The 25,647-nt window shown below is 72.7% G+C and carries 27 protein-coding genes; 13 read left to right on the plus strand and 14 right to left on the minus strand.

The features are described from left to right. Window positions 1-36 precede the first annotated feature (36 nt). The 7 genes from HNQ09_RS05655 to HNQ09_RS05685 all read right to left on the minus strand — a co-directional run bounded on the left by HNQ09_RS05655 (window position 37) and on the right by HNQ09_RS05685 (window position 6,448). Window positions 37-1,395, minus strand: coding sequence for a 3-oxoacid CoA-transferase subunit B (locus HNQ09_RS05655; protein WP_184026624.1), 1,359 nt, complete (start codon window positions 1,393-1,395; stop codon window positions 37-39). Beyond that, on the minus strand, window positions 1,392-2,666 hold the full coding sequence (locus HNQ09_RS05660) for a thiolase family protein (protein ID WP_184026625.1): 1,275 nt from the start codon (window positions 2,664-2,666) through the stop codon (window positions 1,392-1,394). Before HNQ09_RS05660 ends, HNQ09_RS05655 begins: the two co-directional genes overlap by 4 nt. Window positions 2,667-2,919: 253 nt before the next feature. Continuing rightward, on the minus strand, window positions 2,920-3,477 hold the full coding sequence (locus HNQ09_RS05665; protein ID WP_184026627.1) for a hypothetical protein: 558 nt from the start codon (window positions 3,475-3,477) through the stop codon (window positions 2,920-2,922). 99 nt (window positions 3,478-3,576) lie between these two features. Next, window positions 3,577-4,359, minus strand: a complete 783-nt coding sequence (locus HNQ09_RS05670; RefSeq protein WP_184026931.1) for a PSP1 domain-containing protein — start codon at window positions 4,357-4,359, stop codon at window positions 3,577-3,579. 146 nt (window positions 4,360-4,505) lie between these two features. After that, window positions 4,506-4,883 carry a RidA family protein gene (locus HNQ09_RS05675; protein WP_184026629.1) on the minus strand — a complete coding sequence of 126 codons (378 nt, stop codon included), beginning with the start codon at window positions 4,881-4,883 and terminating at the stop codon, window positions 4,506-4,508. Window positions 4,884-4,937: 54 nt separating this feature from the next. Continuing rightward, window positions 4,938-5,990: a PP2C family protein-serine/threonine phosphatase gene (locus tag HNQ09_RS05680; RefSeq protein ID WP_184026631.1), complete on the minus strand. Its 1,053-nt coding sequence runs from the start codon at window positions 5,988-5,990 to the stop codon at window positions 4,938-4,940. 68 nt (window positions 5,991-6,058) lie between these two features. Then, on the minus strand, window positions 6,059-6,448 hold the full coding sequence (locus HNQ09_RS05685; protein ID WP_184026633.1) for a YbjN domain-containing protein: 390 nt from the start codon (window positions 6,446-6,448) through the stop codon (window positions 6,059-6,061). A gap of 191 nt (window positions 6,449-6,639) precedes the next feature. Here HNQ09_RS05685 and HNQ09_RS05690 point away from each other — a divergent pair, with 191 nt between their 5' ends. Further along, on the plus strand, window positions 6,640-7,716 hold the full coding sequence (locus HNQ09_RS05690) for a bifunctional nicotinamide-nucleotide adenylyltransferase/Nudix hydroxylase (protein ID WP_184026635.1): 1,077 nt from the start codon (window positions 6,640-6,642) through the stop codon (window positions 7,714-7,716). 20 nt (window positions 7,717-7,736) lie between these two features. On the opposite strand, the gene HNQ09_RS05695 is transcribed toward HNQ09_RS05690, so the two are convergent. Further along, on the minus strand, window positions 7,737-8,405 hold the full coding sequence (locus HNQ09_RS05695) for a cysteine hydrolase family protein (RefSeq protein WP_184026637.1): 669 nt from the start codon (window positions 8,403-8,405) through the stop codon (window positions 7,737-7,739). A 93-nt stretch (window positions 8,406-8,498) separates the two neighbouring features. Between HNQ09_RS05695 and HNQ09_RS05700 the strand changes: the two genes are divergently transcribed. Continuing rightward, window positions 8,499-9,362 carry a TM2 domain-containing protein gene (locus HNQ09_RS05700; protein ID WP_184026639.1) on the plus strand — a complete coding sequence of 288 codons (864 nt, stop codon included), beginning with the start codon at window positions 8,499-8,501 and terminating at the stop codon, window positions 9,360-9,362. A 64-nt stretch (window positions 9,363-9,426) separates the two neighbouring features. Here HNQ09_RS05700 and HNQ09_RS05705 read toward each other — a convergent pair whose 3' ends face one another. Next, complete coding sequence (locus tag HNQ09_RS05705) at window positions 9,427-10,710, minus strand: aminotransferase class I/II-fold pyridoxal phosphate-dependent enzyme (RefSeq protein WP_184026641.1); 1,284 nt, start codon at window positions 10,708-10,710, stop codon at window positions 9,427-9,429. Window positions 10,711-10,750: 40 nt separating this feature from the next. On the opposite strand from HNQ09_RS05705, the gene HNQ09_RS05710 reads away from it, so the two are divergent. The 3 genes from HNQ09_RS05710 to HNQ09_RS05715 are packed head-to-tail and all read left to right on the plus strand — an operon-like array spanning window position 10,751 to window position 12,941. Then, a complete protein-coding gene (locus HNQ09_RS05710) occupies window positions 10,751-11,731 on the plus strand; it encodes an NUDIX domain-containing protein (RefSeq protein WP_184026643.1) in 981 nt (326 codons plus the stop codon). Beyond that, entirely contained in the window at window positions 11,728-12,147 is a 420-nt protein-coding gene (locus HNQ09_RS19105; RefSeq protein ID WP_281378279.1) for a beta/alpha barrel domain-containing protein, read from the plus strand. Before HNQ09_RS05710 ends, HNQ09_RS19105 begins: the two co-directional genes overlap by 4 nt. Then, entirely contained in the window at window positions 12,144-12,941 is a 798-nt protein-coding gene (locus tag HNQ09_RS05715) for an oxidoreductase (protein ID WP_281378287.1), read from the plus strand. Before HNQ09_RS19105 ends, HNQ09_RS05715 begins: the two co-directional genes overlap by 4 nt. A gap of 48 nt (window positions 12,942-12,989) precedes the next feature. On the opposite strand, the gene HNQ09_RS05720 is transcribed toward HNQ09_RS05715, so the two are convergent. Then, on the minus strand, window positions 12,990-15,449 hold the full coding sequence (locus HNQ09_RS05720) for a phenylalanine--tRNA ligase subunit beta (RefSeq protein ID WP_184026645.1): 2,460 nt from the start codon (window positions 15,447-15,449) through the stop codon (window positions 12,990-12,992). Window positions 15,450-15,591: 142 nt separating this feature from the next. On the opposite strand from HNQ09_RS05720, the gene HNQ09_RS05725 reads away from it, so the two are divergent. Next, window positions 15,592-15,933, plus strand: a complete 342-nt coding sequence (locus tag HNQ09_RS05725) for an endonuclease domain-containing protein (protein WP_184026647.1) — start codon at window positions 15,592-15,594, stop codon at window positions 15,931-15,933. Window positions 15,934-15,995: 62 nt separating this feature from the next. Here the strand turns inward: HNQ09_RS05725 and HNQ09_RS05730 are convergent, their stop codons facing one another. Both HNQ09_RS05730 and pheS read right to left on the minus strand, forming a co-directional pair. Then, window positions 15,996-16,400 (minus strand): NUDIX domain-containing protein, encoded by a 405-nt coding sequence (locus HNQ09_RS05730; RefSeq protein WP_184026649.1) that lies wholly within the window; start codon window positions 16,398-16,400, stop codon window positions 15,996-15,998. After that, entirely contained in the window at window positions 16,397-17,416 is a 1,020-nt protein-coding gene (gene pheS, locus HNQ09_RS05735; RefSeq protein WP_184026652.1) for a phenylalanine--tRNA ligase subunit alpha, read from the minus strand. Before pheS ends, HNQ09_RS05730 begins: the two co-directional genes overlap by 4 nt. 248 nt (window positions 17,417-17,664) lie before the next feature. On the opposite strand from pheS, the gene HNQ09_RS05740 reads away from it, so the two are divergent. After that, on the plus strand, window positions 17,665-19,005 hold the full coding sequence (locus HNQ09_RS05740) for a lamin tail domain-containing protein (protein WP_343057627.1): 1,341 nt from the start codon (window positions 17,665-17,667) through the stop codon (window positions 19,003-19,005). 6 nt (window positions 19,006-19,011) lie between these two features. Here the strand turns inward: HNQ09_RS05740 and HNQ09_RS05745 are convergent, their stop codons facing one another. Then, the gene (locus tag HNQ09_RS05745; protein WP_184026655.1) at window positions 19,012-19,692 is read right to left on the minus strand and encodes an NAD(P)-dependent oxidoreductase; all 681 of its coding nucleotides are present in this window, start codon (window positions 19,690-19,692) and stop codon (window positions 19,012-19,014) included. 109 nt (window positions 19,693-19,801) lie between these two features. On the opposite strand from HNQ09_RS05745, the gene HNQ09_RS05750 reads away from it, so the two are divergent. The 3 genes from HNQ09_RS05750 to HNQ09_RS05760 all read left to right on the plus strand — a co-directional run bounded on the left by HNQ09_RS05750 (window position 19,802) and on the right by HNQ09_RS05760 (window position 22,755). Beyond that, window positions 19,802-20,158 carry a winged helix-turn-helix transcriptional regulator gene (locus HNQ09_RS05750; RefSeq protein ID WP_184026657.1) on the plus strand — a complete coding sequence of 119 codons (357 nt, stop codon included), beginning with the start codon at window positions 19,802-19,804 and terminating at the stop codon, window positions 20,156-20,158. Window positions 20,159-20,232: 74 nt separating this feature from the next. Next, window positions 20,233-21,486: a serine hydroxymethyltransferase gene (glyA, locus tag HNQ09_RS05755; RefSeq protein WP_184026659.1), complete on the plus strand. Its 1,254-nt coding sequence runs from the start codon at window positions 20,233-20,235 to the stop codon at window positions 21,484-21,486. 180 nt (window positions 21,487-21,666) lie between these two features. Further along, complete coding sequence (locus HNQ09_RS05760; RefSeq protein ID WP_184026661.1) at window positions 21,667-22,755, plus strand: HD-GYP domain-containing protein; 1,089 nt, start codon at window positions 21,667-21,669, stop codon at window positions 22,753-22,755. A gap of 39 nt (window positions 22,756-22,794) precedes the next feature. On the opposite strand, the gene HNQ09_RS05765 is transcribed toward HNQ09_RS05760, so the two are convergent. Next, window positions 22,795-23,685, minus strand: coding sequence for a metallophosphoesterase (locus HNQ09_RS05765; protein ID WP_184026663.1), 891 nt, complete (start codon window positions 23,683-23,685; stop codon window positions 22,795-22,797). Between the two features lie 155 nt (window positions 23,686-23,840). Between HNQ09_RS05765 and HNQ09_RS05770 the strand changes: the two genes are divergently transcribed. Genes HNQ09_RS05770 through HNQ09_RS05780 form a run of 3 tightly spaced genes read left to right on the plus strand, consistent with a single transcriptional unit; the run spans window position 23,841 to window position 25,647 of the window. Then, on the plus strand, window positions 23,841-24,110 hold the full coding sequence (locus HNQ09_RS05770) for a hypothetical protein (protein WP_184026666.1): 270 nt from the start codon (window positions 23,841-23,843) through the stop codon (window positions 24,108-24,110). Next, on the plus strand, window positions 24,107-24,931 hold the full coding sequence (locus tag HNQ09_RS05775) for a metallophosphoesterase (RefSeq protein ID WP_184026668.1): 825 nt from the start codon (window positions 24,107-24,109) through the stop codon (window positions 24,929-24,931). Before HNQ09_RS05770 ends, HNQ09_RS05775 begins: the two co-directional genes overlap by 4 nt. Then, window positions 24,928-25,647: a CHAD domain-containing protein gene (locus HNQ09_RS05780; protein WP_184026670.1), complete on the plus strand. Its 720-nt coding sequence runs from the start codon at window positions 24,928-24,930 to the stop codon at window positions 25,645-25,647. The genes HNQ09_RS05775 and HNQ09_RS05780 overlap by 4 nt, the downstream gene beginning before the upstream one ends.

Raw genomic sequence — 25,647 nt, forward strand, 5'->3', positions numbered from 1 at the left:
TCCGGTCCCCGGTGTCCCGCCGCTGCGCCCTGGCCGCTACAGCGCGCCTTCCCGCAGCCGCTCGCGGAAGCGGGCGCCCGTGCTGGCGCGCACCCCCTCCAGCGTGGCGCCGGGCAGCAACTCGGTGAGGGTCAGCTCGCCGCCCAGAAACTCGAAGACCGCCTGATCGGTGATGACCATATTCACCGCCCCGCGCGTGGTCAAGGGCAGGGTGCATTCGCGCACCAGCTTGGGCGCGCCGCCCGGCTCGGTGTGGGTCATGGTCACGATCAGGCGGCGGGCGCCGCTCGCCAGGTCCATCGCGCCGCCGACCCCCAGCAGGGGCCTCCCGGGCACCGCCCAGTTCGCCAGGTTGCCCGCCTCGTCCACCTGCAACCCGCCCATCACCGCCACGTCCACGTGCCCACCCCGGATCATGCCGAACGACGCTGCCGAGTCGAAATAGCTCGCGCCGGGCAGGGCCGTGACTGGGATCTTGCCCGCGTTCACCGGGTAGTCCATCGCGCCGCCGCCCTCGGGAGACGGGCCGACCCCCAGCATCCCGTTCTCGGTGTGCAGGTTGACCCCGTGCCCCGGCGTGATCAGGTCCGCGACCAGGGTGGGAATCCCGATGCCGAGGTTGACCACGTCGCCGGGGCGCAGTTCTTGCAGCACCCGGCGGGCCATCGCCATCCGGGCGGGGTCCACCTTCTTGGCGCCGCCGCGCACGTCCGCGCTGCTGCCCAGGTCCCCCGGGGTCAGGGTCGCCTGCACGAGGTAATCCACGTAGAGGCCCGGCGTGTGGACCTGCTCGGGCGGAATCTGCCCGACCTCCACGATTTCCTCGACCTCCGCGATCACCAGGTCGGCGGCGGTCGCCATCAGGGGGTTGAAGTTCTGCTCGGTCAGGCGGTACTGGAGGTTCCCCGCCGTGTCGGCCCGCCACGCCCGGATCAGGGCCACGTCGCCGCGCAGGGCGGGCACGAAGACCATCTCGCGGCCATTCAAAACGCGCGTCTCGGCGCCTCCCGCGATCACGGTGCCCGCCGCCGTCGGGGTGTAGAAGCCGCCCAGCCCGGCCCCGCCCGCCCGCAGCGCCTCGGCCAGGGTGCCCTGCGGGAGCAGCTCGACCTCCAGGGTTCCGGCCTGGTACGCCTGCACCGCTTCCGGGTTGGAGGTGAAGTAGGAGCCGACCGCCCGCCGGAGCTGCCCGTTGCGCAGCAGGCGGCCCCCGCTGAGGCCGGGTTCGGAGACGTTGTTGGCGACGTAGGTGAGGTCGCGCACGTCCGTTTCGGCCAGCGCGTGCATGAGGTGGACCGGGTTGCCGGTCATCCCGAAGCCGCCGACCAGCAGCGTCTGGCCCGACCTCACCCTCTGCGCGGCCTCCCCCACGGTCAGGACCGGCACCCGCTTCACGCCTCCACCCGCTCGATCAGCGCCGCCTCGCCCTGGCCGACGCCCACGCAGAGGGTCGCCAGCCCGAGGCGAGCGCCCCGGCGGGCCAGCTCGTGGGTCAGGGTGGTCACCAGCCGCGCGCCGCTCATGCCCAGCGGATGCCCCAGGGCGATGGCGCCGCCGTTCACGTTGACGCGGGCGGGGTCCAGCGCCAGTTCGCGGACGCAGGCGAGGGCCTGGGCGGCGAACGCCTCGTTGAGTTCCACCAGGTCCACGTCGGCCAGATTCACGCCCAGCCGCTCCATCAGCTTGCGGGTGGCGGGCACCGGCCCCAGGCCCATCACCCGGGGGTCCACGCCCGCCGAGGCCGCGCCCACCCAGCGTGCCAGCGGCGTGATACCCAGCTCACGGGCCTTGGCGGCACTCATCAGGACCAGCGCGGCGGCCCCGTCGTTCAGGCCCGAGGCGTTGCCCGCCGTGACGCTGCCGCCCTTGCGGAAAGCAGGCTTCAGGGCGCCCAGCGTCGCCTCGTCGGTGGCGAGGGTGAAGGTCCCCCCGTCGCGCCGGTAGCGGGGATGCTCGTCGGTGTCGAAGAGGGTGACGCCCTTCTTGCCCTTGACCTCGACAGGCACGGTCTCGTCCCGGAAGGTGCCCGCGTTCAGGGCCGCGACCGTGCGCCGCTGGGACTCCAGCGCAAAGGCGTCCTGGTCCGCGCGGGTGATCTCGCCGCCCGCGACCCCTCCGGCGCGGCTGCGTTCCACGATGTTCTCGGCGGTCTCCCCCATCGCTTCGAGCGGGAACAGCGCCTCCATCGCGGGGTTGGGAAATCTCCAGCCCAGGGTGGTGTCATAGGCGGTCACGTTGCCGCTGGCAAAGGGCTGGGCGCCCTTGCCCATCACCAGGGGCGCGCGGGTCATGCTCTCGACGCCGCCCGCCACGTACACGTCCCCGTCACCATTGCGAATCGCGCGGGCCGCCGCGTTGATCGCGCTGAGGCCCGAGGCACACAGCCGGTTGACCGTCAGGCCCGCCACGGTCTCGGGCAGCCCGGCGAGCAGCGCGGCCATGCGCGCCACGTTGCGGTTGTCCTCGCCCGCCTGGTTGGCGCACCCCAGGATCACCTCCTCGATCTCGCCCGGGGCCACCCCGGCACGCGCCACCGCCTCGCGAATCACCAGGGCGGCCAGGTCGTCGGGTCGCACGCTGGACAGGGCGCCGCGAATCGCCCCGATGGGGGTACGGACGGCAGAGACGATCACCACGTCACGGTCTTGCAGGGGGGTCTGGGTCATGGCACTTCCTTGGGGGCACGTCCTCCCGGGAGGAAGAACGCGGGGAGAGCACGAGGGAAACCGCGCTGGAGAGGGCGCGGGGCAGCCGAACGCGGCCCCATGCTTGCATTTCGCGGCGGCCCGGCTCAACCCGCCCCCCGTTTCGCCGTCCGATCCCTAGGGATGCGCCGCGACGCGGCCAGGCAGACGATGCCTCACAAAGGAAGGGGCCGGGCACCCCTAGGGAGGCCCGGCCCGCTGAGGTCAGCGGAGATCAGGAGACGAAGCGGCCACCGTGGCGCGCGGCGGCGGCCTCGACGATGTCGCTGGGCACCGAGTCCTCGATGGCGATGGCGCGGCCACCCGTCTCGACGGTGGAGTTCATGGTGTCGTAGTGGGTGTCGTCGAGGTCGTAACCCGCGTTGTGGTCGTGGGCCTGGCGCGTCACCATACCGTCACCGTTGACCGCGCCCTCAGCAGCACCCGCCGCCGCGCCGATGCCCGAGCCGAGCGCGCCCATACCCAGCAGCACCGGCACCGCCGCCAGGCCGCCCGTGGCGGCGACCACGGCGCCCGCCGCCACGCCCGCGACCGCCCCCAGCGCCGTGCCGCCCAGCGCGCCCTTGGCCATGTCCTCGCCGTCGCCGCCGCCGTCCACGTACTCGGTGGTCACGGTCTGGGTGGTCTGGGTGCCCACGCCGCCCGTCATGCCCGCCGAGGTGCGGCGGCGGAAGGAGGTCTGCCCCATCTCGGGCTGGATGACGCCCTGGCTCTGGAGGTCCTGCACGAAAGCGTCGGCCTGGGCCACGGTCGGGAAAATCAGGTGCTTCATGCCCAGCAGTCTGTGGGCCGGCGCGGCGGGGCAGATGAGAGGCCCGGCAAGGGCCGTTGGGGAATCGGGGAGAGCGCCCCGCCTGCCCCCTCCCCCGGCTCAGGCGTCGGCTTCGGGGCGCCTGCCCTTGCCGGGGGCCTCGGGCGCGCGGGTCAGCTCGGCGGCGGGAATGCCGGTCAGCAGGCCCTGGTCGGTCTGCACGTCCACGGTTCCGGCCAGGGGGTGCAGCTTGGTGACCTTGCCGCAGGCGCCGCTGCCCTCGTGACAGACCCGGGCATTCTTGCGCGGCAACCCGGCGAGCAGGTCGAGGTACTGGGTGTGCTCGAATTGCAGGCAGCACAGCAGCCGCCCGCAGGGGCCGGAGAGCTTTTCGGGGTTCAGCGGAAGCTGCTGGTCGCGCGCCATGCGGATGCTGACGGGCGCGAACTCCTGAAGGTGGGTCGAAGAGCAGTTCTCGCGGCCGCAGGCGCCCAGGGTGCCGATCATCTGCGCCTGCTCGCGCGGGCCGACCGCCGCGAAGTTCACCCGGGCGCGCGTGTGGCCGCGCAGCTCGCCGATCAGGCTGCCCAGCTCGATGCGGTCTTCGGCGCTGTAGCTCACCGTGACGAGGCTCTCGTCGAGCGTGAACTCGACCGCCACGATCTTGACCGGCAGGCCGCGTTCGCGGGCGCGGGCGCGCAGCAGCCACTTGAGGTCCTCGCCCTGGCGGTGCAGTTCCTCCCAGCGGGCCAGGTCCTGGGTACTCGCGCCGCGCAGCACGGCCCCGTAACGCCCCTGCGGGTCGGGCGCCTGCCCCTCGCCGCGCACGGTGGCGACCTCCGGGCCGCGTTTGCCCTGCACCACGACGCGCGTCCCCACCGCGTGCGGCTCCTCGCTGAGCATCGCGTGCAGACGGGGACTGCGTTCAAACCGGACCGGCAGGACAACCACAAGACGCAGCATGTCACGCCGCGCGGGCGGGCGTCGAGAGCGGCGTCACGAACGGCAGCCGTGGGCAGCGCGGCCCCCGGCCCGGCTCCCGGATACGCTCAGTGACGCTCGGCGATCACCTCGATCTCCACGCGCACGTCGCGGGGAAGGCGGGCGACCTGCACGGTGCTGCGGGCCGGAAAGGGAGCCTGGAAGTACTCGGCGTACACGGCGTTCATGGCCGAGAACTCGTTCATGTCCGCCAGAAAGACGGTGGTCTTGACCACCCGCCCCAGATCGGTGCCCGCTTCGCGCAGCACGGCGACGAGGTTGTCCAGCACCTGACGGGTCTGGGCCTCGATGCCGCCCTCGACCAGCGTGCCGTCGGGCGTCAGCGGAATCTGGCCGCTGGTCATCACCAGGTTGCCGAACGTCACCGCCTGGCTGTAGGGACCGATGGCGGCGGGAGCGCTGGCGGTTTCCACGATGTCTTTCATGCGCCCACTGTACCTGCACTGCACCCGCGCGGGACCCGCACCGGACCGGGCACCTCAGCCGGGCGTCTCACGCGGGTCGCCGCCCCCCGGGCGGGTGCCCGCGCGGATGGGGGCGGGGCGGGGCGGCGGGCGGCCCAGCCGGGCGCGGGCCTGGCGCTGGGCGGCCGTGACCCCGACCAGCAGCAGCGCGCCCAGCAGGCCGATTAGGGGGCGGTGCTCGGGCACCAGCATCACGCCCAGCAGCGTGAAATAGGCCAGGATCAAGAGCAGGTAAGTCAGCGGGCTGCTGCCGCGCTGGGCGCTGAGCAGCACGTCCACGTACAGCGGCCCACCCTCCTGGCGCCCCGGCAGGGCGTAGCGCGGCGGCCGGGTGTCGCGCAGGATGTCCACCACGACGGCCGTGATGTTGTCCGGGCCGCCCGCGTCGTTGGCGGCGTTGACCAGCGTGCGCGCGGCGCGCTCGGGCGCCTGGGGCCGCATCAGCAGTTCGAGCAGGGCGCGGTCGCCCACCACGCCGCTGAGACCGTCGCTGCACAGCAGCAGGCGGTCTCCGGCACGCAGCGGCAGCCCGAACAGCTCCAGCCGCACCCGTTCCTCGCCGCCCAGCGCGTTGCTGACCACGCTGCGCCACTGGTGGTGCCGGGCCTCTTCCTCGGTCAGGTGCCCCAGCCGCACCTGCTCGGCCACCCAGGAGTGGTCGTCGGTGAGGCGGTGCAGCTCGCCCGAGCGCAGCAGGTAGGCCCGCGAGTCGCCCACGTGCGCCACCAGCGCCGCGCCCCGGTCGACCAGCAGCGCGAGCAGGGTCGTGCCCATCCCGACGTACTCGCCCACCGCGTGTCTCAGCACCGCCAGATTGGCCGCCTGCACCGCCTCGGCCAGCCGCTCGGGCGGCGAGGCCCGCCCGTCGAGGTAATGCTGGCTGAGGCTGTCGAGCGCCAGGTTGGCCGCGAGTTCCCCGGCGGCGTGCCCGCCCATGCCGTCCGCGACCGCGTACAGCCCGCCCTGCGGCAGGTCCAGCGCCAGCGCGGCGTCCTGATTCACACTCCGTTGACGCCCCACATCCGTCAGCAGACCGGAGGAAAGCAAGGGCGACGCGGCGGCGCGCATGTGACCAATATAAGGGAATGGTGTAACGCCCCGCGCCGCAGGTGGCCGCCGGACGCGGCCAGCCCCCCTCAGGGCAGCCTGGCCCCGAATTCGGCCACGTCGCTGAGATAGTCGCTCAGCCAGGCCCGCAGCGCCGCGCGGGTGTGGCCGCCACGCAGGGTCAGCGTGCTGTCGAGGTAATAGGCGTCCTCGTAGACGTAGGCCTGGGTAAAGGCGTCACTGTTCCACTCGTTCAGAAAAGCCAGGTCGGGATCGTCCGCGCCCAGCTCCCAGCCCAGGCTGACGGTGACGCGGGCGCAGCTGCCCGCCTGGCAACCGCTGAACCACATGTCCAGTTCGTATTTTCCGGCGACCACGCTCAGGCTGGGGGCCTCGCCCGCTGCGGGAGCGTTCACGGTCACGCGGTAACCCGCCTCGCGCAGGCCTGCGGCGACAGCGGCGGGCGTGGCCGGCTGCACCTGCGTGCTTCCCGGCGCGGGGGGCGCGGCGGGCGTCTGGGCCAGCGCGGCTCCCCCACACGCTGCCCAGGCTGGCAGACAGAAGGAGGGCCGCAAGGGTCCGGGCAGAGGGCGTCATGCCCCCACGGTACGCCCCCCGGCGCCGGGCGCGCGCTCATTCTTCTCACCCCAGCCTGGCCTCACCGTGAGCCATGACGGCCCCGCGCGACCCCGCCCTGACCTCGCCCCCGCCCCCGGCGCCGCCCGGCGGCTTTCGCCACGCCTTCGGGGTGTATATCGGGCGCTTCGAGCCGCCGCACGCGGCCCACCGGCTGGTGATGCTGGAGGCGCTCGAAAGGGTGCAGACCTTGATCGTGGTGATCGGGAGCGCCCGCGCCGCGCGCACGCCCAAGAATCCCTTTAGCGCCGGGGAGCGCGAGGCGGTGATCCGGGCGATGCTGGAGGAAGCCGGCACGGCGCCGGGGCGGCTGCGCTTCGTGCAGGTGCGCGACTACTTCTACAACGAGGGCCTGTGGCTGTCCGAGGTGCAGCGCGGGGTGGGAGCGCACACCGCCGGAAGCGCCGACGTGGCCCTGATCGGCCACCTCAAGGACGACAGCAGCTACTACCTGCGCTCCTTTCCCGCCTGGACCTTCATCCCCACGCAGGTGGTCAGCCCGCTGAGCGCCACCGACGTGCGGGGCGCCTATTTCGGGGACCGCCTGGACGAGGTGCGCGGCATGGTGCCGCCCGCCGTCCACGCCTTTCTGGAGGCCTTCCGGCAGACAGACGAGTACGCCGAGCTGCGCGCCGAGGCCGAGCACCTGCGCGCCTACCGCGCGGCCTGGGCGGCGGCGCCCTTCGCGCCGGTCTTCGTGACGGCCGACGCGGTGGTCACGCGCAGCGGGCACGTGCTGCTGGTCCGCCGCGCCGGGCAGCCGGGACGCGGACGGCTCGCCCTGCCGGGCGGATTCCTGACCCCCCCCGAGCGGCTGCTGGCCTGCGCCGTGCGCCACGCCCACCGCGAGACCGGGCTGGACGAGGCCCTCGACCTCCCCACCCGGCTGCACGCCCAGGCGGTTTTCGACTACCCGGAGCGCAGCCTGCGTGGGCGCACGGTCACCCACGCCTTCCATTTCGACCTGGGGCTGGGGCCGCTGCCGCCGCTGCGGGCCACCGCCGACGCGGCCGAGGCGCTGTGGCTGCCGCTGGGAGACGCGCTGGCCTGGCCCGAGGCCTTTTTCGAGGACCACCACGCGATCATCGAGCACTTCCTGATGCGGGGGTAGGGGCCGGGGGGTACGCGGGGCTAGACCCCCAGGCGGCGCACGACCTGCACCCCGTTGCGCTCCAGCTGGTGCAGGAACAGGGCGTGGTAGAGGTCGCCGGGGTGCCCGGGCGCGTCCCAGGTCTGGGCGCAGTCGGCGGGCACGACGACCTGCCGCGCGAGTTGCCGGGCCATCCCGTCGGTGACGAGGTGCAGCGCGAGCGTGTAGAGGCACAGGTCGGTCACGTCGCCCACGGCGACCACCACGTCGAAGTCGGCGGCCTCCAGCCACGCTCGGAACTCCGGGCTGGTGTGGCTGGCGATGCTGTTCTTGCGGAAGTGCCGGAACTGGGCAAATTCGGGCAGAGCTTGCAGCTCGGCCACCGCCTCGGCTTCGGGGGTGCCCGCAATGCAGTGGGGCGGGTAGGCGGCGAACTCGCGGGCGTCCGCCGGGTGCTCGTCCTGCACCAGCACGACGTTCGCGGCGGGCACGCCCGCGTCCAGCAGCCTGCCGATCAGCCCGACCACCTGCGGGATGATCGCGGTCACCCGGGGACTGGCGAGCGGCCCCAGCCGGGTAAAGCCCTCGATCAGGTCCACACACACGACCGCCACCCGCGTGGGCGGGACGTCCAGGGTCACGTCCTGGAGATCGTCCAGCCAGCGTCCCAGAAGGTCGGCCTGCTGCGTCGCCTGTTCGCGGAGGGTCATGGGGCAGGTGTAGCACGGGGAGGGGGCGCCGCGTCGCCAGGCTGCGCCTTTGGAGGGACGCAACCCTGGCCCCCCGCGTGGCGTACTGGGAGCATGACCCGAGACGACCGCAGCGACGACCCGCCGCAGGGACCGCCCCCGGACCAGCGCCCCCCCACCAGGCCCGAGGTGCCCTCCTGGGTAGACGAGGTGCTGAGCGCCCAGAGCAACCCGCCACCCACAGCGCCCAGCGCCCCGGCCCCCGTCCCGGACATCACGGTGGCGAGCGTGGACCCCGCCGCCGTGGCCCGCCCGGCGTCCAGCCCTCCCTCCGGCAGCAGCGACCTGCGGATTCCCGAGACGCAGGCCGCGCAGCCCCGCCCGACGCCGCTCACGCCGCCCGACCGGACGGCACCCCCCCAGCCTGCGCCCCGGCCTGCCGCCCAGACAGCGCCGACGCTGCTCGACTCGGCCGACGACTGGATCGCGCGGGCGACCGGGGGCGCGGCGCGCAGTCCCTCCATGCCCGGCTCCAGCGCGCCGTCCGCCGCCTCTCCCTCCCCCTCCCCCCTCCAGACCGAGGCCGTCACGCACGCGCCGGTGCCGACCCGTCCGCCGGACCCCTGGGCGCTGGGGCAGTCTGCCGCCAGTGGCCCCGTGCCCGGCGACATCGCCACCCGGCGGCTGATCGCCGGGTTGCTCGCCATCGTGCTGGGCAGCTTCGGCGTTCACAAGCTGTACCTGGGCATCACCACGCCGGGGCTGATCATGCTCGCGGTGAATGTGGGCGTGTGGATCGTGGCGCTGCTGCTGGGGCTGATCACGTTCGGTATCGGGCTGGTCGTCACCCTGCCCCTCGCCGGGCTGGTGAGCGGGGCGCTGGGGTTGCTGGGGCTGGTCGAGGGCATCCTGTACCTCACCAAGTCGGACAGCGACTTTTACCAGCAGTACGTCGTGGAGAAAAAGCCCTGGCTGTGAGGGCTTCCAGCAGCCAGCACAAGAAAGGGCCGTCCTGGAGGCGGGACGGCCCTTTCCCCTTCCCTTAGTCCAGCGCTCCCGCCAAGTCCGCCTGCAAATCCTCCAACGCCTCCAGGCCCACGCTCAGGCGCAGGGTCTGCGGCGTGACCCCGGCCGCCGTGCGGGCCGCTTCGGGGAGGCGGCCGTGGGTGGTGGTCCAGGGGTGGACGATCAGGGTACGGGTGTCGCCCAGGTTGGGCGCGATGCGGATCACCCGCAGCCGGGCCAGGAAGGCGGCGGGGTCGGGCACCTCGAAGGTGAGGACAGCCCCGCAGCCGCCGCGCAGGTAACGCTGCGCCAGGGCGTGGTGGGGGCTGCCGGGCAGGCCGGGGTAGCTCACGCGGCCGACCTCCGGCCGGGCGTCCAGCCACCCAGCCAGCGCGAGGGCCGTGGCCGACTCGTGTCGTAGCCGCAGCGCCAGCGTCTCCAGGCCCTGCGCGATCAGAAAGGCGCTGTGCGGCGCGAGCGTCATCCCGAGCTGGTGCGCCCCGAACCAGCGCGCCCGCCAGCCCAGCGCGGCCTCACCCCGGACACTCAGCAGGCTGCTCTCGCCGCCCTCGGTGTAGAGGGGGTTGCGGGTCAGGTCGTGCCGGGTGCCCACGGTCACGCTGCCCCCCATCACGCTGCCGTGCCCGCCCGCCCACTTGGTCAGCGAGTGGGTCACGAGGTCGGCGCCGTGCTCCAGCGGACGGCACAGCAGGCCGACGCCGCCCCAGGTGTTGTCCACCCCCAGCAGCGCCCCCTGCCCGTGCGCCACCTCCGCCAGCGCCGCGAGGTCCGGCACGTCCCCGGCGGGGTTGCCGATGGTCTCGGCCCACACCAGCCGCGTGTTCGGGCGCATCGCCGCCGCGATGGCCTGCGGCGTGTTCGCGGTCAGGGTGGCCGAGATACCCATCAAGGGCAGCACGTTGTTCAAGAGGCCCGCGCTGCCGCCAAACAGGCTGGCGGTGGACACCACATGGTCCCCGGCGCGGCACACGCTCAGGATCGCCGTGAGGGTGGCCGCCTGCCCACTGGCGAGGGCGACCGTCGCGGCGCCACCCTCCAGCGCGGTGAGGCGTTCTTCCAGCGCCCGCACGGTGGGGTTCTGGAGCCGGGCGTAGCTCAGGCCGGTGCCCTGGGCAAACTCGCTCTGGGCTTCTTCCAGCGTGGTGAACTGAAAGGCGGCGGCCTGATGGACCGGGATGCCCACCGTCTCGCCCAGCCCGCGCGGGATGGCGCTTTGCACAGCGGTGGTTTCGTAGTGCCAATTGGGAGTGGGCCAATCGGGAGTGGGCCAATCCGGGAGAGGGTCGCGGGCGTCGGACATGCGCCCACGCTACGCGGCGGCGGACGGTAAGGTGCGGGGCATGTCCTACCTGGGAGACTTACGCGCCGTGTGGGGAAGTGGCGTCTTGATTTCCGTGGGCGTCGGAGTGTTGCTTCAGGATGAATCGGGCCGAGTCCTGCTCCAGCAGCGCGGAGACAGTGGCCTCTGGGGCACGCCCGGCGGCGGCCTGGAACCTGGCGAAGACTTTCTGACTGCTGCCCGCCGCGAACTGCTGGAGGAGACCGGGCTGGAGTGTTCAAATCTCGCACTGCTGGGATTGGGCGAGGGGCTGGTCAGCGGCCCGGAGTTCTATCACCGCTACCCCAACGGGCATGAGGTTTATCAGGTTGGAATGCGGGCCTACGGCACGCTACCCGCCTCAGCCCTGGAATATGCCGCGCCAGACGACAGCGGCGAGACGCTCGCGCTGGCGTGGTTCGAACTGGATGGATTACCGCCGCTGAGCAGCAATATCGACCGCGCGAAATTGAACGTGCTGCGCGTCCGGGCGGACCTGCCGCCCCTGCCGCTCCTCCCCTTCCCGGAGGCCCCACCCCACGACGACCACCTGACGCGGCTGCGGGCGGCGGTCGGCCCCCGCCCCCTCTTCGCCCCCGGCGCCAGCGTGCTCGTCACCGACGACCGCGAGCGCCTGCTCCTGCTGCGGCATGGCCGGACGGGGCGCTGGGTGCTGCCCGGCGGCAAGCTGCACCCCGGCGAGAGCTTCGAGGCGTGCGCGCGGCGTGAACTGGCCGAGGAAACCGGGCTGCGGGCCGGGCGGTTGACCCCAGTGCAGCTTCTGCAAGGGCCGGAGTTCCGCTACGAGGACTCCGGGGCATGGGACAGCGTGGGCGTGCTGTACCGCGCGGAGGGTGTGACGGGCAAACTCACGTTGCCGCAGGATGAGGTCACGGACGCGCGCTGGTGGTCGCCGGGAGAGCTGAGGGAGGCGGAGTTGCTGGGAATGTACACCCGGCGGGCGGTGGAGACGTGGCGGGGCCGCGCTAGCCTCGTGCCATGACCGCCGTGACCGACCCCCTGACCCTGCCCTGCGGCGTGACCGTGAAGAACCGACTGCTCAAGGGCGCCATGAGCGAGGCGCTGGGCACCCGCGACCACGCGCCCCGGCCCGAACTGCCCGCCCTGTATGCGCGGTGGGCACGGGGCGGCACCGGCATTCTGCTCACCGGAAACGTGATGGTGGACGCCCGTGCCCTGGGGGAACCCGGCAACGTGGTGCTGGAAGACGAGCGCCATCTGGCCGACTTTCACCGCTGGGCGGTGCAGGGGTCGCGGGACGGGGCCGCGCTGTGGATGCAGCTCAACCACCCTGGCAAGCAGGCCCCGCGCGGTCTGAACGCGGGCGGCACGGTGGCCCCCAGTGCCCTTCCTTTCCGGGCGGACTGGCCCGCGCCTTTGCCACGCCGCGCGAGCTGACGGTTCCCGAGATTCACGAGTTGACCGCCCGTTTTGCCCGCTCCGCGCGGCTGGCGCAGCGGGCAGGATTCGGCGGCGTGCAGCTTCACGCGGCGCACGGCTACCTGTTCTCGCAGTTCCTCTCGCCCCGGCACAACGTCCGCACCGACGAATACGGCGGGAGCCTGGAAAACCGCATGCGCTTCCTGTTAGAGACCTACGACGCGGTGCGGGCGGCGGTGGGGCCGCGCTTTCCGGTGGGCGTCAAGCTCAATTCTTCCGACTTCGTGCGGGGCGGCTTCTCGGAGGAGGAGAGCCTCGCGGTGGTGCGGGCGCTGGGCGAGCGTGGCTGCGACCTGATTGAGCTGTCGGGCGGCACCTACGAGAAACCGATGATGATGCTGGGCCGGGGCGAGCGCGGCGGCTTCTTCGCGCACTTCTCGCGCCGGGCGCGGGCGGTGGCGGGCGTGCCGATCTGCGTGACGGGCGGCTTCCGCGACGCCGCCACCATCCGGCAGGCGCTGGAGGACGGGGCCGCCGACATGGTGGGCATCGGCCGCCCACTGGTGCTGGACCCCGAGTTCAGCGCACGGGTGCTGCGCGGGGAGGCCGCAAGCAGCAAGGTCCGGCCCCTGAAGACGGGCATTCGCCCTCTGGACCACAGCGGCTATATGGAAATCACCTGGTACGAGGACGCGATGCGGCGGCTGGCTCGGGGGGAGGACATAGGGGCAGAAGAAGCCCCGCTGCTCGCCCTGGCCCGGATGACGGCGGAGATGGGGGCGGGCGCGGTGTTCCGGCGCAGGCGGGCATAAAGGAGAGGGGCCGGAGCCTCTCGCCCCAGCCCCACCCCTGCTCCCGGCCTACTTCTCGCGGATGCTCCAGCCCTGCGCCCGCACCGCGTCCATCAGGCGGTCCATCACGGGGTCCACCTCGGCGTCGGTCAGGGTCCGCTCGCCCCGGAAGACGAGGCGCACGGCCACGCTGCGGTTGCCCTCGCCCACCTGCTCGCCCTCGTAGACGTCAAAGGGTTGCACGCTCTCCAGCAGCTCGCCCGCCTCCCCGCGCAGCAGGGCGGCCACCTCGCCGTAGCTCACGCCACGCGGGGCGATCACGGCGAGGTCGCGCCACGCGGCGGGGGCGCGGCTGGGGTCGCGGAAGCCCCAGGCGCGGCCCGGCAGCGGCAGGCCCGCTTCCAGCAGGTAGGTTTCTCCCTTCAGGCCGAACTCGGCAGCGATCTCGGGGTGCAGGGCGCCCAGCCAGCCCACGCTTTGCCCGTTCCAGACGACCTCGCCCGCGATGCCGGGGTGCAGGGCCGGGGGCACCGCCTCGCCGCGCACCTGCCGCACCTCCAGCGCCGCGCCCTGCCCGGCGGCGAAGGCTTCCACCAGCCCCTTGAACGCCGCGAACGACCCCGCCACGCCAGGCTGGTAGGTCGCCGGGGCGAGCGGCCCGCGCATCAGCAGCCCGAGGCGCTCGGCCTCGCCCGACGCCGGGAAGACGCGCCCGATCTCGAACAACAGCACCCGCTCGCCCCTGGGGTGGGCCTGGGCGGCCTTCAGCAGGCTGGGGTAGAGGGCGGTCCGCAGCCCGGTCCGGTCAGCGCTGAGGGGATTTTGCAGGCGTACGCCGGGACGCGCGGCGCGGGCCTGATGGGCCTCCTCGTCGCTGGTAAAAGTGTAGGTCACGACCTCCTGAGCGCCCAGCCCGGCGAGGGTGCGGCGCAGGTCGGCGCGGGCGGCGCTGTCCCGCTCGGCGCCCACGTTGCTGGGGTGGACGCGCAGGGTAGGCAGCGTCTCGGGAAGGTGCGCGTAGCCGTGCAGCCGGGCGACCTCCTCCGCGAGGTCCTGCCACAGCACCATATCCACCCGCCACGGCGGCGGGGTGACAGTCAGGTGTTCGCCGTCCTGCACGACCTGACAGCCCAGCCGGGTCAGCAGCGCGGCCATCTCCCGGCTGGTGATCTCCATGCCCAGCAGGGCACGAATCTGCTCGCCCGTCGCCCCGATGGGGCCGGGGAGTTCGGGCTGGCCCACGACGGTCGCGCCGGGATGGACCTGGCCGCCGCCGTGCCGGGCGAGCAGCCCCGCCACCCGGTCGGCGGCGCGGGGCGCGAGCAGGGGGTCCACGCCGCGCTCGTAGCGGTAGACGGCGTCGGTCTTGAGGCCCAGGCGGGTGCTCGTGCGGCGCAGCAACACGGGGTCAAAGTGCGCGGACTCGATCACCACGTCCGCCGTGTCCGCCCGCACGTGCCCGTGGTCGCCGCCCATGATGCCCGCAATGCCTAATACGCCCTGGCCCGCTTTCGGCTGGCCCGCCGTGGCGAAGGCCTCCGCCACGCTGGGAATGCCCACCTCGCGCCCGTCGCGGATCAGCAGGTCTTCGGGGCCGACGGTGTGCTCGCCCCCCAGCAGGTCGCGCACGGTTTCGCCCTGCCGCAGCCCGAAGGAGACGACGATCTGGTCGCCCTCCACGTCGCGGCGGTCGTAGAGGGCGGTGGGCTGGCCGAGTTCCAGCATCACGTAGTTGCTGGTGTCCACGATCAAGTCAATGGAGCGCATCCCCGCCAGGGTCAGGCGGCGCTGCATCCACAGGGGCGCGGGGCCGTTCTGCAAGCCGCCCACGGTCCGGGCCGCGAAGTGGTCGCAGCCGAACCGAATCTTGCCGGAGGGGTCGCGCTCCAGCGTCACCCCACGCGGGGGAAGGACGACACGAATCTCGCCCTCCCCGCTGGCGGCGGGGCCAGCTTCCGGCTCCACCAGCTCGGTGCCCAGGTACGCCGCGAGGTCGCGGGCGAGGCCCAAGGCGCTCAGCACGTCGGCGCGGTTGGGGGTGACCTCCACGTCGAGGACCGAGTCGGCGGCCCATAGCTCGCGCATGGGCGTGCCGGGCGCCGCCGTCCCCGCCGGGAACAGCAGCAGTCCGGCGCTGCTTTCCCCGACCCCGAGTTCCTTCGCGCTCGCGGCCATGCCCCACGACTCCACGCCCTGCATCGGGCGCACGCCGTATTCCACGTCGCCCAGGCGGGTGCCAGGGGTCACGAGGGCGACCATCGTTCCGACGGGAAGGCCCACCGCGTTGGGCGCCCCCGAAGCGATCTCCCGCGCCCCGTGCGGCCCCACGTCGAGCGCGAGGCGGGTCAGCGCGGTGCCGGGCAGAGGCTCGGCCTGCGTGACGGTGGCGAGCACGACGCCCTCGGCCGGGGCGGGCACCTCCTCCACCCCTTCCAGTGGCAGCCCCAGCGAGGCGAGGAGGGGTTCGAGGTCGGAGACAGGCGGGAGGGCGGGGACAAGTTCCTTGAGCCAGGAGTAGGGCAGTTTCATGGGGGACCTCGGGGGCAAATTGAGTGGAACGGAGAAAGGGCTGCTTGGCCTGCTCACCCCCTCCCCGGCCCTCCCCCCTGAAGGGGGAGGGAGAAAAGATGTGAGGGCGTTAGGTTGAGGTGTGGGTTACAGGGGAGAAAGGATGAGTCCGTCCACCGAAGTCGCGCGGTCGCTGCGGCGTCGCATGACGCCCGAGGAGGCGCTGCTGTGGCAGCACTTGCGCGGCAAGGCACTCGGCGTCAGCTTTCGGCGGCAAGAACCGATGGGGCGATACGTGGCCGACTTCGTGTGTTACGAGCGCAGCCTTGTCATTGAACTCGACGGCAGCCAGCACCTCAACAGCGAGGCGGACCGGGAGCGGGACACGGACATGGCCGCCCACGGCTTCCAGACTCTCCGTTTCTGGAACAACGAGGTTAGAAGCAACCTCGGTGGTGTTCTGGAACGAATTCAGCAAGTCGTGGAATTGAGGAAGAATTTGTAGCCCCTCCCCCTTAAGGGGGGAGGCCGGGTGGGGGTGAGCGGGCCGGGCCACCCCGCTCCCGTTCATCCCTCCTCCCCCATCTCCCGCACCAGCCCCCGAACCCCCTCCGGCACCAGATTCACCTCGTCCAGCCTATGGAGCGCCACCCATTCGGGCGAATACCAGTTCTCATCGCTGTGGCGCACGCCTTCGGGACCGTCCCCGAGGCGCATCTCGCCGGACAGCACGCGGGTCAGGAAGTAGTGCTCGCGGTTGCCGAGATTGTCCAGCGTCAGGACTTCGCGGACGACCTCTACGGCGAGGTTGACCTCCTCCAGCATCTCGCGGGCGCAGGCTTCGGCGGGCGTCTCGCTGCCCTCGATGCCGCCGCCGGGCAGGGTGGCGTAGACGCGGCCTTCCTTGCGGCGGCGCATCAGGAGGACTTCGTTTTGATTATTGAAGAGGATGCCGACGGCTCTGGCCCTCACCCCAGCTCCCCCCGGAACTGCCCCAGCACCCTGGGGTCGTTGGCGTAGAAGTAGCGGATATCGGGAATCCCGTACTTCAGCATGGCGATGCGCTCCGGCCCCAGCCCGAAGGCGAAGCCCGTCTTGCCCTCATACACGCGGGGCTTGCCCGCCGCCTCGCGCAGGTCGTCCACGGCCCGGAACACGCTGGGGTGGACCATGCCGCAGCCGCCCAGCTCCAGCCACTTGCTCTCGCCGCGCGGATTCTCCCACCACACGGCGAAGTCGGCGCCGGGTTCGGTGAAGGGGTAATAGGAGGGCTGAAAGCGCACCCGCGCGGTCGGGCCGTACAGCCCGCGCGCCATCTCCGCGACCGTGCCCTTGAGGTCGGCCATGGAGATGCCGTCGCCCACGACCAGGCCCTCCAGCTGGTGAAACATCGCCTCGTGGGTGGCGTCGGTGGCCTCGTAGCGGTAGACCTTGCCGCGCACGACGATCTTCAGGGGCGGCTCGTGGTCCACCATGTAGCGCACCTGCATGGGCGAGGTGTGGGTGCGCAGCAGGCGGCCGTCCTCCAGCCAGAAGGTGTCCTGAAGGTCGCGGGCGGGGTGGTACCACGGCACGTTGAGCGCCTCGAAGTTGTGGTGCTCGTCCTCGACCTCCGGTCCCTCGATCACCGCATAGCCCAGCCGCCCGAAGATGCCGGTAAGGTCCTCGTACACCCGGTTGATGGGATGCAGCCCGCCCGCCGGGAGGGGCAGGCCGGGCAGGGTCACGTCCAGCGCCTCGGAAGCGAGCCGGGCGTCGAGGGCAGCACGCTTGAGCACCGCCTCGCGCTCACCCAGGGCGGCGTCGATGGCCTGACGCACGGCGTTGATCTCCGCGCCCCGGGCCTTGCGCTCCTCGGGGGGCAGCTTGCCCAGGGCACCGAGTTCTCTGGTCACCAGGCCGCTCTTGCCCACGTAGCGGGTCTTGACGCTCTGGAGGGTGCCGAGGTCGGGGGCTTCTTGAATGGCTTGCAGCGCTTCTTCTCTCATGGCTTCTCCTGACGGCAACGAAAAACCCGCCACTGGCAGGTGGCGGGACCGGGCGCTCGACCGTCTTTCAGGTCGGCGCTGCCCCGCGCCCCGCAAAGGGCGAAGGTGTACCGGCCAGCCGGGACAGACGGGGCGTCATCGGCTCAGGGTAGCGGGCGCGGGGAAGGGGGTCAAGGCCGGACCCGTTTGCGCTGCGGCCCCGGCGGCTTTGACACCCGCATCACACTTCGGGCGGCAGGGTAAGCGGCGTGAACGCTTCTCTGCCCGTCTCTGCGCCCGTCTCTGCCCTGCTCACCCTGTCGCTGACCCTCACGGCCTGCGGCCACGCACCGGAGGCCCGGACCGCCGCCCCGTCCCCCGCGCTGGCTGCGCTCGCGGCGGCGGGCGAGCCGGTCCTCAACGAGCTGTACTACGACGCGCCCGGCACCGACGCGGGCACCTTTATCGAATTGAAGGGTCCGGCGGGCAAGAGCCTGAGCGGCTACACGCTGACGGCTTTTGATACGGCGGGCACCGCGTACCGCACCCTGACACTGTCGGGGACCATCCCGGCGAGCGGCTACTTCGTGGTGGCGCAGGACAGCACCGTGCCGAACCGCTCGGTCGTGAACGTGGGCGCGGACCTGAACAACGGCAGCGGCAGCCTGCGCCTGCTGAAGTCGGGAACCGTGATCGACGCGGTGGCCTACGGCACGCCGACCTCGGGCCGGGGCGAGGGCAGTCCGGCCCCCACGACCGGCGCGGGCAGCGCCCTGGCCCGCGTGCCCGACGGCACGGATACGGACACCAACAGCGTGGACTTCCGGGTGCAGGTCGCCACCCCCGGCGCGGCGAACGGCGGGAGCGGGGGGATCGCCAAGAAGGTGCTGTTCGACCTCACGAAGGCCGAGGACGCCGGAAACGCCGACTGGCGCATCGACGGGGCCTACAGCGACTACGCGGCGGCGTTGCGGGAGCTGGGCTACGCGGTGAGCAGCGTGACAGGCACGGCGATCACCTCGACCACGCTGTCGGGCGCGTCCGTGCTGGTCATCCCCGAACCGCAGGCCCCCTTCAGCGACGCGGAACGGGCGGCCATCCAGACTTTCGTGCAAAACGGGGGCGGGGTCTTCCTGATCACCGACCACCGGGTCAGCGACCGCAACAACAACGGCTGGGACAGCCCCGAGGTGTTCAACGGGTGGGACGGCAGCACGCCGGGCAGCGTGAGCACCGCGTACCAGGCCAGTCTGGACAGTGACAGCGTGTTCGGGCTGGGGGCCTCCTTCAACTCCAGCTTCAGCGACCCGGTGTACACCGCGACCCCGCTGACCTCCCACCCCATCCTCAGCGGCGTGAGCAGCGCGGGCGTGTACGTGGGCACCAGCGTGGACGTTCTGCGGGGCACCGCGCTGATGGGCACGGGCGGCAAGACCTACCTCGGCGTGAACACGGTGGGCGCGGGCCGGGTGGCGATGTGGGGCGACAGCAGCACCTTCGGAGACAACACCTCCTCGGACGGCAGCACGGGCAGCTACAACAACTGGCCCAACCTGAGCAACGCGGCGCTGGGAAAGAACGTGGTGCGGTGGCTGGCGGGGGACCTGTAGCGGGGGTCAGTGGCTGATCGCGGGCGCCTGCCGCAACCAGCGGTCACTGTCCAGCTGCTCCAGCATGAAGGTCGCCACGCTCGCCCGGCTGACACGCGGGCCGATGTCCCCGACCCTTCCGGCACGCACCGGCTGGGCGGGGCCGTCGATCAGCATAGGCACCCGCACGACCGTCCAGGCCAGGTCGCTCTCGCGCAGCCGCGCGACGTGGCCCTCCGAGTCGCGCAGCACGTCGGGCTGGCTCAGGCGCAGCGCCGTGCGAATCACCCGGTCAAAGACCTTGGGCTGGTCCCCAGGCTGCGCCACGCCCGCGCCCGTCATCGAGATCAGGCGCGAGACGCCCGCCCCCGACATCGCCGCGACCAGGTTCTCGGCCGCGCGGGTCATCACACCGCTGCCGTCGCCGCGCGCCTCGCCGCGCACGGGTCCCAGCGCGCTCAGGACCGCGTCCACCCCCTCCAGCAGGGTCGCCACCGCCTGCGGGTCGCGGGCGTCTCCGGTCACCGGGACCAGCCGGGGGTCCTGGCGGTGCAGCCGGGCGGGGTCGCGCGCCAGCACCCGCAACCCATACCCGGCAGCGAGCGCCACGTCGATCAGGAGCCGTCCGCTGCGCCCCGTGCCGCCCAGAATCGCCAGCTGGCGCCCGCCGCCGCCCTGGCCCGCGTCCCTCTGCTCCGTATGGGTCATGCCCTCAGGGTAGGAACTGCACTTCCCTCCCGGAAGAAGGCGGGAGAAAGAAAGCCGCTTTCCAAAAGGAACCTTTTCGCCTGGCGGGCCTGCGGCCTATGCTGGGGGCATGAAATATGGCCGCGCCGCTTCCTCCGGCCCCGAGTGCGGGGTCGAACGCACCCTGACCGTGATCGGGGGCAAGTGGACCACGCTGGTGCTGCGCGAGCTGCTGGCCGGGACCCGGCGCTACAGCGACCTCAAGCGGGCGCTGGGGCGGGTGTCGCCCAAGACGCTGACCGAGCGGCTGCGCCACCTGGAAGCCGAGGGGCTGCTCACCCGCACCGTCCACGCCGAGGTGCCGCCCCGCGTGGAGTACACCCTCACCCCGCACGGCGAGAGCCTGGGCGAGATCATCGCGGCGATGGGACGCTGGGGCGCGGCGCACCGCCCCGCCGGGGCTACCGCCGAAGCCGAGCGGGCCTGAGCTGCCTGTCCTCACGTCCCCGCTGGGAGGACAAGGCCCCGGCGCCCCTCACCGCCGGGTGTTACCGTAGCCCCATGACCACCGCCGAACCCTCTGCCAGCGTCCAGGCCGCCGTTCCGGGCGCGGCGGCCCGCGACACCGAAGTCTTCGAATTGATCGCGCAGGAGCAAGGGCGCCAGCGTGTGGGGCTGGAACTCATCGCCTCCGAGAACTTCACCTCGGCGGCGGTGCGGGAAGCGCAGGGCAGCGTCCTGACCAACAAGTACGCCGAAGGCTACCCCGGCAAGCGCTGGTACGGCGGCTGCGAGGTCGTGGACCGGGTCGAGACGCTCGCCATCGAGCGGGTGAAACAGCTGTTCGGCGCGGCGTGGGCCAACGTGCAGCCGCACTCGGGCAGCAGCGCCAACCTGGCCGTCTACAACGCGCTGATCGAACCCGGCGACGTGGTGCTGGGCATGGACCTCTCGCACGGCGGGCACCTGACCCACGGCAACCCGGTGAACTTCTCGGGCCTGCGCTACCACATCGTCGGGTACAAGGTAAACCCCGAGACCGAGCGCATCGACATGGAGGAGGTGCGCCGCCTCGCCCACGAGCACCACCCCAAGATGATCATCGCGGGCGCGAGCGCCTACAGCCGGACCATCGACTTCGCGGCGTTCCGCGAGGTGGCGGACGAGGTGGGGGCGATCCTGTTCGCGGACATCGCGCACATCGCCGGACTGGTCGCGGCTGGGCTGCACCCCAACCCACTGCCCCACGCGCACGTGGTCGCCTCCACCACCCACAAGACGCTGCGGGGGCCGCGCGGGGGGATCATCCTGTCCAACGACCCCGAACTGGGCGCCAAGATCGACCGGGCTGTCTTTCCCGGCTACCAGGGCGGCCCGCTGGAACACGTGATCGCGGCCAAGGCCGTCGCCTTCGGCGAGGCGCTGCGGCCCGAGTTCCGCGAGTACAGCGCGCAGGTGATCAAGAACGCGCAGGCGCTGGCGCAGGCCTTTCAGGACCGGGGCTACCGGGTCGTGTCGGGGGGCACCGACAACCACCTGCTGGTGCTCGACCTGCGGCCCCAGGGCCTCAACGGCACCAAGGCGACCCGGCGGCTGGACGCCAACCACATCACCATCTCCAAATCCACCCTTCCCTACGACACCGAAAAGATCCTGCACGGCGGCGGCATCCGCCTGGGCACCCCGGCGGTCACTACGCGCGGCATGGTCGAGGCCGACATGGACACCATCGCCGGACTGGTCGACCGGGCGCTGAAAGGCGAGGACGTGAAGGCCGAGGTCCACGCCTTCGCCGGGGGCTTCGGGCTGCCCTGAGCCTCGCGCTGTCAGACGGCTGTCAGAGAAAGGCGGGCCTGCCTTCCGGCACAGGCCCGCCCTCTCCTGAAGGTTTCCTTCATCTCCGCCTAACACGGTCAAAGATGTCCTTGACAAGTCCGTCCTCCCCTCCCCACCAGATCAGACTTCTGTGAGATTTCTGGCAGTACCATCAACCCGATGACCGCCCAGACCCTCGCGCCTCCTGGTTCCCTTCCGCTCGGCCTGCCGCAGCCGGAGGCCGTGACCGCACCGGAGCTGAGGCGCGGGCTGGCGGCGCTGGGGCTGAGGCCCAGCGGGGCGGGCGAGGCGCTGCGTCCGGTGCTCGAGTTGCTGGCCGAGCGCACAGCCGCGCCCGGGGTGGGGTACTTCGCGGTGCCCACCGGGTCCCGGGGGTCCGCCGCACAGGACGGGGGCGCCTGGCCCCTGGTGGCCGCCCTGAACGCGGCCGACGGGGGGGCCTTGGCCTTTGAGGACACCCGCCGCAGCGCCCACGCCGCCGCCCTGGCGCCGCGGGGGGTGCTGGCGCTGCTGGCCGCGCCCGTGCGCGGCGCGCGGGGCCACCTGACCGGGGCGCTGCTGGCCTACAGCGGCGCGGCGCGGACCTGGACCCCGGGCGACCGGCAGCTGCTGGGCGCCGCCGCCGAGGTGCTGGCGCTGCTGGCCGCGCCGCAGGGCGCCGAACGGGAAGCTGCCCACCCGGCCGCGTTGCGGGCGCTGGGGGTGCTGCTCGAAGCGCGGGACGCGGAGACGCGCGGCCACACCGAGCGGGTGACCCGGCTGGCGCTGCGGCTGGGGCAGGCGATGGGGCTGGGCGCCGCCGAACTGCGCGCCCTGCACTGGGGGGCGTCGCTGCACGACATCGGCAAGATCAGCCTGCCCGACGCCCTCTTGCGTCATCCGGGCGCCCTAGACGCCCCGGGCCGCGCCCGCATGCAGCAGCACGTCAGCGAGGGCACGCGGCTGGCGGGGTTGCTGCCCGGCGTGCCCGGCGCCGCCCTGGCCGTGATCGCCGCGCACCACGAGCAGTGGGACGGCGGCGGCTACCCGCGCGGGCTGGCCGCAGAAGCCATTCCGCTGGCCGCGCGCATCCTGACCGCCTGCGACGTGTACGACGCCCTGACCAGCGTGCGCCCCTACAAGCGGGCCTGGACCCACGCCGAGGCCGCCGCCCACCTCGCGCGGTGCAGCGGCACGCACTTCGACCCGGCGGTGGTGGGCGCCCTGCTGCGCCTGCTGGAAGAGGAAGTGACCGCCCGGTCGGCCTGACCGTCTCCGTCTGTGGGGGGAGGGGCCTGCGCGCCGCTTTCAGGCAGGCGTGAGGCTGAGCAGCGTGACTTCAGGCGGGCAGAGGTTGCGAAAGGGCACGCCGCTGGTCCCCAGCCCGCGGCTGACGTAGGCGGGGGTGGCGTGGGCGCCCGTGACCCAGCCCATCGCGTAGCGCTGGCCGTAGCGGCTGGGAATCATCGGGGCGCCGATCAGGGGCAGCCGGACCTGCCCGCCGTGGGTGTGGCCGCACAGCGCCAGCCCCGCCCGCCCCGGCAGCTCGGGCAGGATGTCGGGGTTGTGGCTCAGCAGCAGGGTGGCGCGCGCCCCCGCCCCCGCCAGGGCCTGGGCGGGGTCCGGCTGGCCGAACCAGAAGTCGTCCACGCCGCCCACCCAGAGGTCGCTGCGCGCGGCCCGGCCCTCGTCGCGCAGCAAGGTCACGCCCGCCGCCGCAAAGGCCCGCGTCATGTCCTGCTGGCGCTGGAACCAGTCGCGGCGGGCCGGACCGCGCCAGCGCGGGGCGTAGCGCCCGAAGCTGCCGTAGTCGTGGTTGCCCCACACGCCGTACACGCCCAGCGGGGCGCGCAGGCGGGCGAGTTCGGCGAGCAGCGGGGCGGGGTCGGCGTCCGTGCGGGTGTCCAGAAAGTCGCCGCCCAGCAGCACCACGTCGGGGCGCTCGGCGTTGGCCGCGTCCACCCAGCCGCGCACCTGCCCCGCGCCCACGTACAGCCCGTAGTGCAAGTCGGTCAGGAAGGCCGCGCGCAGCGGCGAGCGCAGCCCCGGCAGCGCGGCCCGCTCGCGCACGACCCCGAAGGTCGCGGCCTGCGCCACCCCCGCGCCGCCCAGCGCCCCCACCGCCAGACCGCCGCCCAGCAGCCCCCGCAGCACGCGGCGGCGGGTCACGTTGGGGGGGGAGGAAGGAGAGTCGCTCATGGCTCCAGGCTAGCGGGCGGGCGTGAGGTTCTCCGTCCCTCAAAAGGTGCAGGGCGGGCCCAGGGCTATAGGCGCAGGGCCAGGCGGGGCAAGCTCAGGGCCAGGGAAGCGGGCGGGCGGGCCGCGCCTCATCCCACCCGGCGTACACTGCCCCCATGACCTGGGCCGGTGACCTTGTGGTGGTGGACGTGCTCGACGAGGACGCGGGCCTCGCGGACGTAGAAGACGCGCGGGGCCGCACCTACCAGCTGCCCGCCGAGTGGCTGCCCGGGGTGCGGGACGGCGCGGCCTACCGGGTGACCGTGGGGGCCCAGGGCGTGACCTTTACCCCCGACCCCGGCGGCGCCCGGCAGCTGCGCGAGCGCAACAAGCAGACGCTGCTGGACTTTTCCGATGAACCCGGCAGCGGCGAGGACCGGGCGTGACCCGGCCTGTGGTCGTGGTTCCCGACCTGCACGGCCGGGCCGACCTGCTGGGCGAGGCGGTGGCGCACATTCAGGACACCCTGGGGCCGGACGCGCACCTCCTGAGCCTGGGGGACGCCATCGACCGTGGGCCGCACAGCCTGCGCTGCGCCGAGCTGCTGCTGGACCTTCAGCGCCAGGGCCGCGCGACCCTCTTGATGGGCAACCACGAGCGCATGGCGCAAGAAGGCTTGCAGTGGTACCGCCGCTACCTGACCAGCCGCGAGATGGAGGACTACCGCCGCGCGATGGAGGGCTTTCGCTGGTGGATGGGCAACGGCGGCGAGAGCGTGCGGCGCGAGGCGGGCGGCCTGACCCTGGAACAGTTTCCGGCGGGGCTGGCCGAATACCTCGACGTCCTGACGCGGGTGGTGTACGTGACCGGGGATGGGGAGGTCCACCGCGCGGTGCCCGCCGAACCCAGCGTGCTGGTCGCCCATGCCAGCCCGCCGGTGGCGCACCGCCAGTATCCCAGCCCCGAGTCGGCGGCGCTGTGGCTGCGGCCCTTCGAGGGTCCCTTTCCGCTGCCGCCCGGCGTGACCTACAGCGTCCACGGCCACACGCCCGTGCGCGGGCCGTCGCGGCTGGGGCGCCACGTGTACCTGGATCTCGGCGCCTACGAGACGGGCCGCCTCGCGCTGCTGACTCTCAGCGTGGGCGGGCGGCCCGAGGTGACGGTGCTGGAGGGGCGCGGCGATCCGGGCGCGGCGCGGCGCTATCCGGCCTTCGGCGAGCCGCTGCCCGTGCGCCCCGTTTCTCTGACCGGGAGGTCCACAAGGTGACGAAGCACAGCCAGGCGGCCCGCCGCCTCAAGGTTCTCTGGGACGACCTGCGGGCAGGCGATCCGGGCGCGGTGCACGCCGCGCGCAAACTGACCCGCCGCGCCCAGGCCGAGCTGCGGGTGGCGGAGGCGGGCCGCCAGACCGAGCGGGCCTGGCGCGACCTGCGCCGCGCCGCCGCGCCCCTGCGCGACCACGACGTGGCGGGGGGGCACCTGCGCGAAGCGCTGACCGAACTGGGGGTGCCCGCCGACACCCTGGCCTACTTCGACCGCACCTGGGCCGAGCGGCGGGCGGCGCTGCTGGCAGGGACCGTCTGGCCCGGGCGCCCGCGCGGCTTCGACCTCGCCAGCGGCTGGAAGGGCCGTGCCCGGCGGCTGGCCCGCCAGGACGGCAGGAAGCTGCAAGACAGCGGCGAGGTCGCGCTCGCCTCGCACGAGGCGGAACTGTGGCACGCCTGGCGCAAACGCCTCAAACGCTACCGCTACACCCTCGACCTGCTGGGCGAGGTGCCCGCAGTGGTGACCGACACCCTCGAAGCTCTGGGCCGCTTTCAGGACGCCGAGGTGGTGCTGGGCCTGCTGCACGCCGACCCCGAGCTGCTGCGCTACGAACGCGCCCGCCTGATCGCCCGCGAGGAAGTGGCTCGGCACGCGGCGCAGCGCCAGGTACGCGAGCTGTTCCCGGCGCTGGCGGCACAGCTCACCGCGCCGGACTGA

The organism is Deinococcus budaensis (assembly GCF_014201885.1).
GTDB lineage: Bacteria > Deinococcota > Deinococci > Deinococcales > Deinococcaceae > Deinococcus > Deinococcus budaensis.

What these genes read in the sequence shown, in the direction of transcription:
- HNQ09_RS05660 (WP_184026625.1), bottom strand. Translation starts at nt 2,666, where the DNA reads ATGACCCAGACCCCCCTGCAAGACCGTGACGTGGTGATCGTCTCTGCC.
- HNQ09_RS05665 (WP_184026627.1), bottom strand. Translation starts at nt 3,477, where the DNA reads ATGAAGCACCTGATTTTCCCGACCGTGGCCCAGGCCGACGCTTTCGTG.
- HNQ09_RS05670 (WP_184026931.1), bottom strand. Translation starts at nt 4,359, where the DNA reads ATGCTCAGCGAGGAGCCGCACGCGGTGGGGACGCGCGTCGTGGTGCAG.
- HNQ09_RS05675 (WP_184026629.1), bottom strand. Translation starts at nt 4,883, where the DNA reads ATGAAAGACATCGTGGAAACCGCCAGCGCTCCCGCCGCCATCGGTCCC.
- HNQ09_RS05680 (WP_184026631.1), bottom strand. Translation starts at nt 5,990, where the DNA reads ATGCGCGCCGCCGCGTCGCCCTTGCTTTCCTCCGGTCTGCTGACGGAT.
- HNQ09_RS05690 (WP_184026635.1), top strand. Translation starts at nt 6,640, where the DNA reads ATGACGGCCCCGCGCGACCCCGCCCTGACCTCGCCCCCGCCCCCGGCG.
- HNQ09_RS05695 (WP_184026637.1), bottom strand. Translation starts at nt 8,405, where the DNA reads ATGACCCTCCGCGAACAGGCGACGCAGCAGGCCGACCTTCTGGGACGC.
- HNQ09_RS05700 (WP_184026639.1), top strand. Translation starts at nt 8,499, where the DNA reads ATGACCCGAGACGACCGCAGCGACGACCCGCCGCAGGGACCGCCCCCG.
- HNQ09_RS05705 (WP_184026641.1), bottom strand. Translation starts at nt 10,710, where the DNA reads ATGTCCGACGCCCGCGACCCTCTCCCGGATTGGCCCACTCCCGATTGG.
- HNQ09_RS05710 (WP_184026643.1), top strand. Translation starts at nt 10,751, where the DNA reads ATGTCCTACCTGGGAGACTTACGCGCCGTGTGGGGAAGTGGCGTCTTG.
- HNQ09_RS19105 (WP_281378279.1), top strand. Translation starts at nt 11,728, where the DNA reads ATGACCGCCGTGACCGACCCCCTGACCCTGCCCTGCGGCGTGACCGTG.
- HNQ09_RS05720 (WP_184026645.1), bottom strand. Translation starts at nt 15,449, where the DNA reads ATGAAACTGCCCTACTCCTGGCTCAAGGAACTTGTCCCCGCCCTCCCG.
- HNQ09_RS05725 (WP_184026647.1), top strand. Translation starts at nt 15,592, where the DNA reads ATGAGTCCGTCCACCGAAGTCGCGCGGTCGCTGCGGCGTCGCATGACG.
- pheS (WP_184026652.1), bottom strand. Translation starts at nt 17,416, where the DNA reads ATGAGAGAAGAAGCGCTGCAAGCCATTCAAGAAGCCCCCGACCTCGGC.
- HNQ09_RS05745 (WP_184026655.1), bottom strand. Translation starts at nt 19,692, where the DNA reads ATGACCCATACGGAGCAGAGGGACGCGGGCCAGGGCGGCGGCGGGCGC.
- HNQ09_RS05750 (WP_184026657.1), top strand. Translation starts at nt 19,802, where the DNA reads ATGAAATATGGCCGCGCCGCTTCCTCCGGCCCCGAGTGCGGGGTCGAA.
- glyA (WP_184026659.1), top strand. Translation starts at nt 20,233, where the DNA reads ATGACCACCGCCGAACCCTCTGCCAGCGTCCAGGCCGCCGTTCCGGGC.
- HNQ09_RS05760 (WP_184026661.1), top strand. Translation starts at nt 21,667, where the DNA reads ATGACCGCCCAGACCCTCGCGCCTCCTGGTTCCCTTCCGCTCGGCCTG.
- HNQ09_RS05765 (WP_184026663.1), bottom strand. Translation starts at nt 23,685, where the DNA reads ATGAGCGACTCTCCTTCCTCCCCCCCCAACGTGACCCGCCGCCGCGTG.
- HNQ09_RS05770 (WP_184026666.1), top strand. Translation starts at nt 23,841, where the DNA reads ATGACCTGGGCCGGTGACCTTGTGGTGGTGGACGTGCTCGACGAGGAC.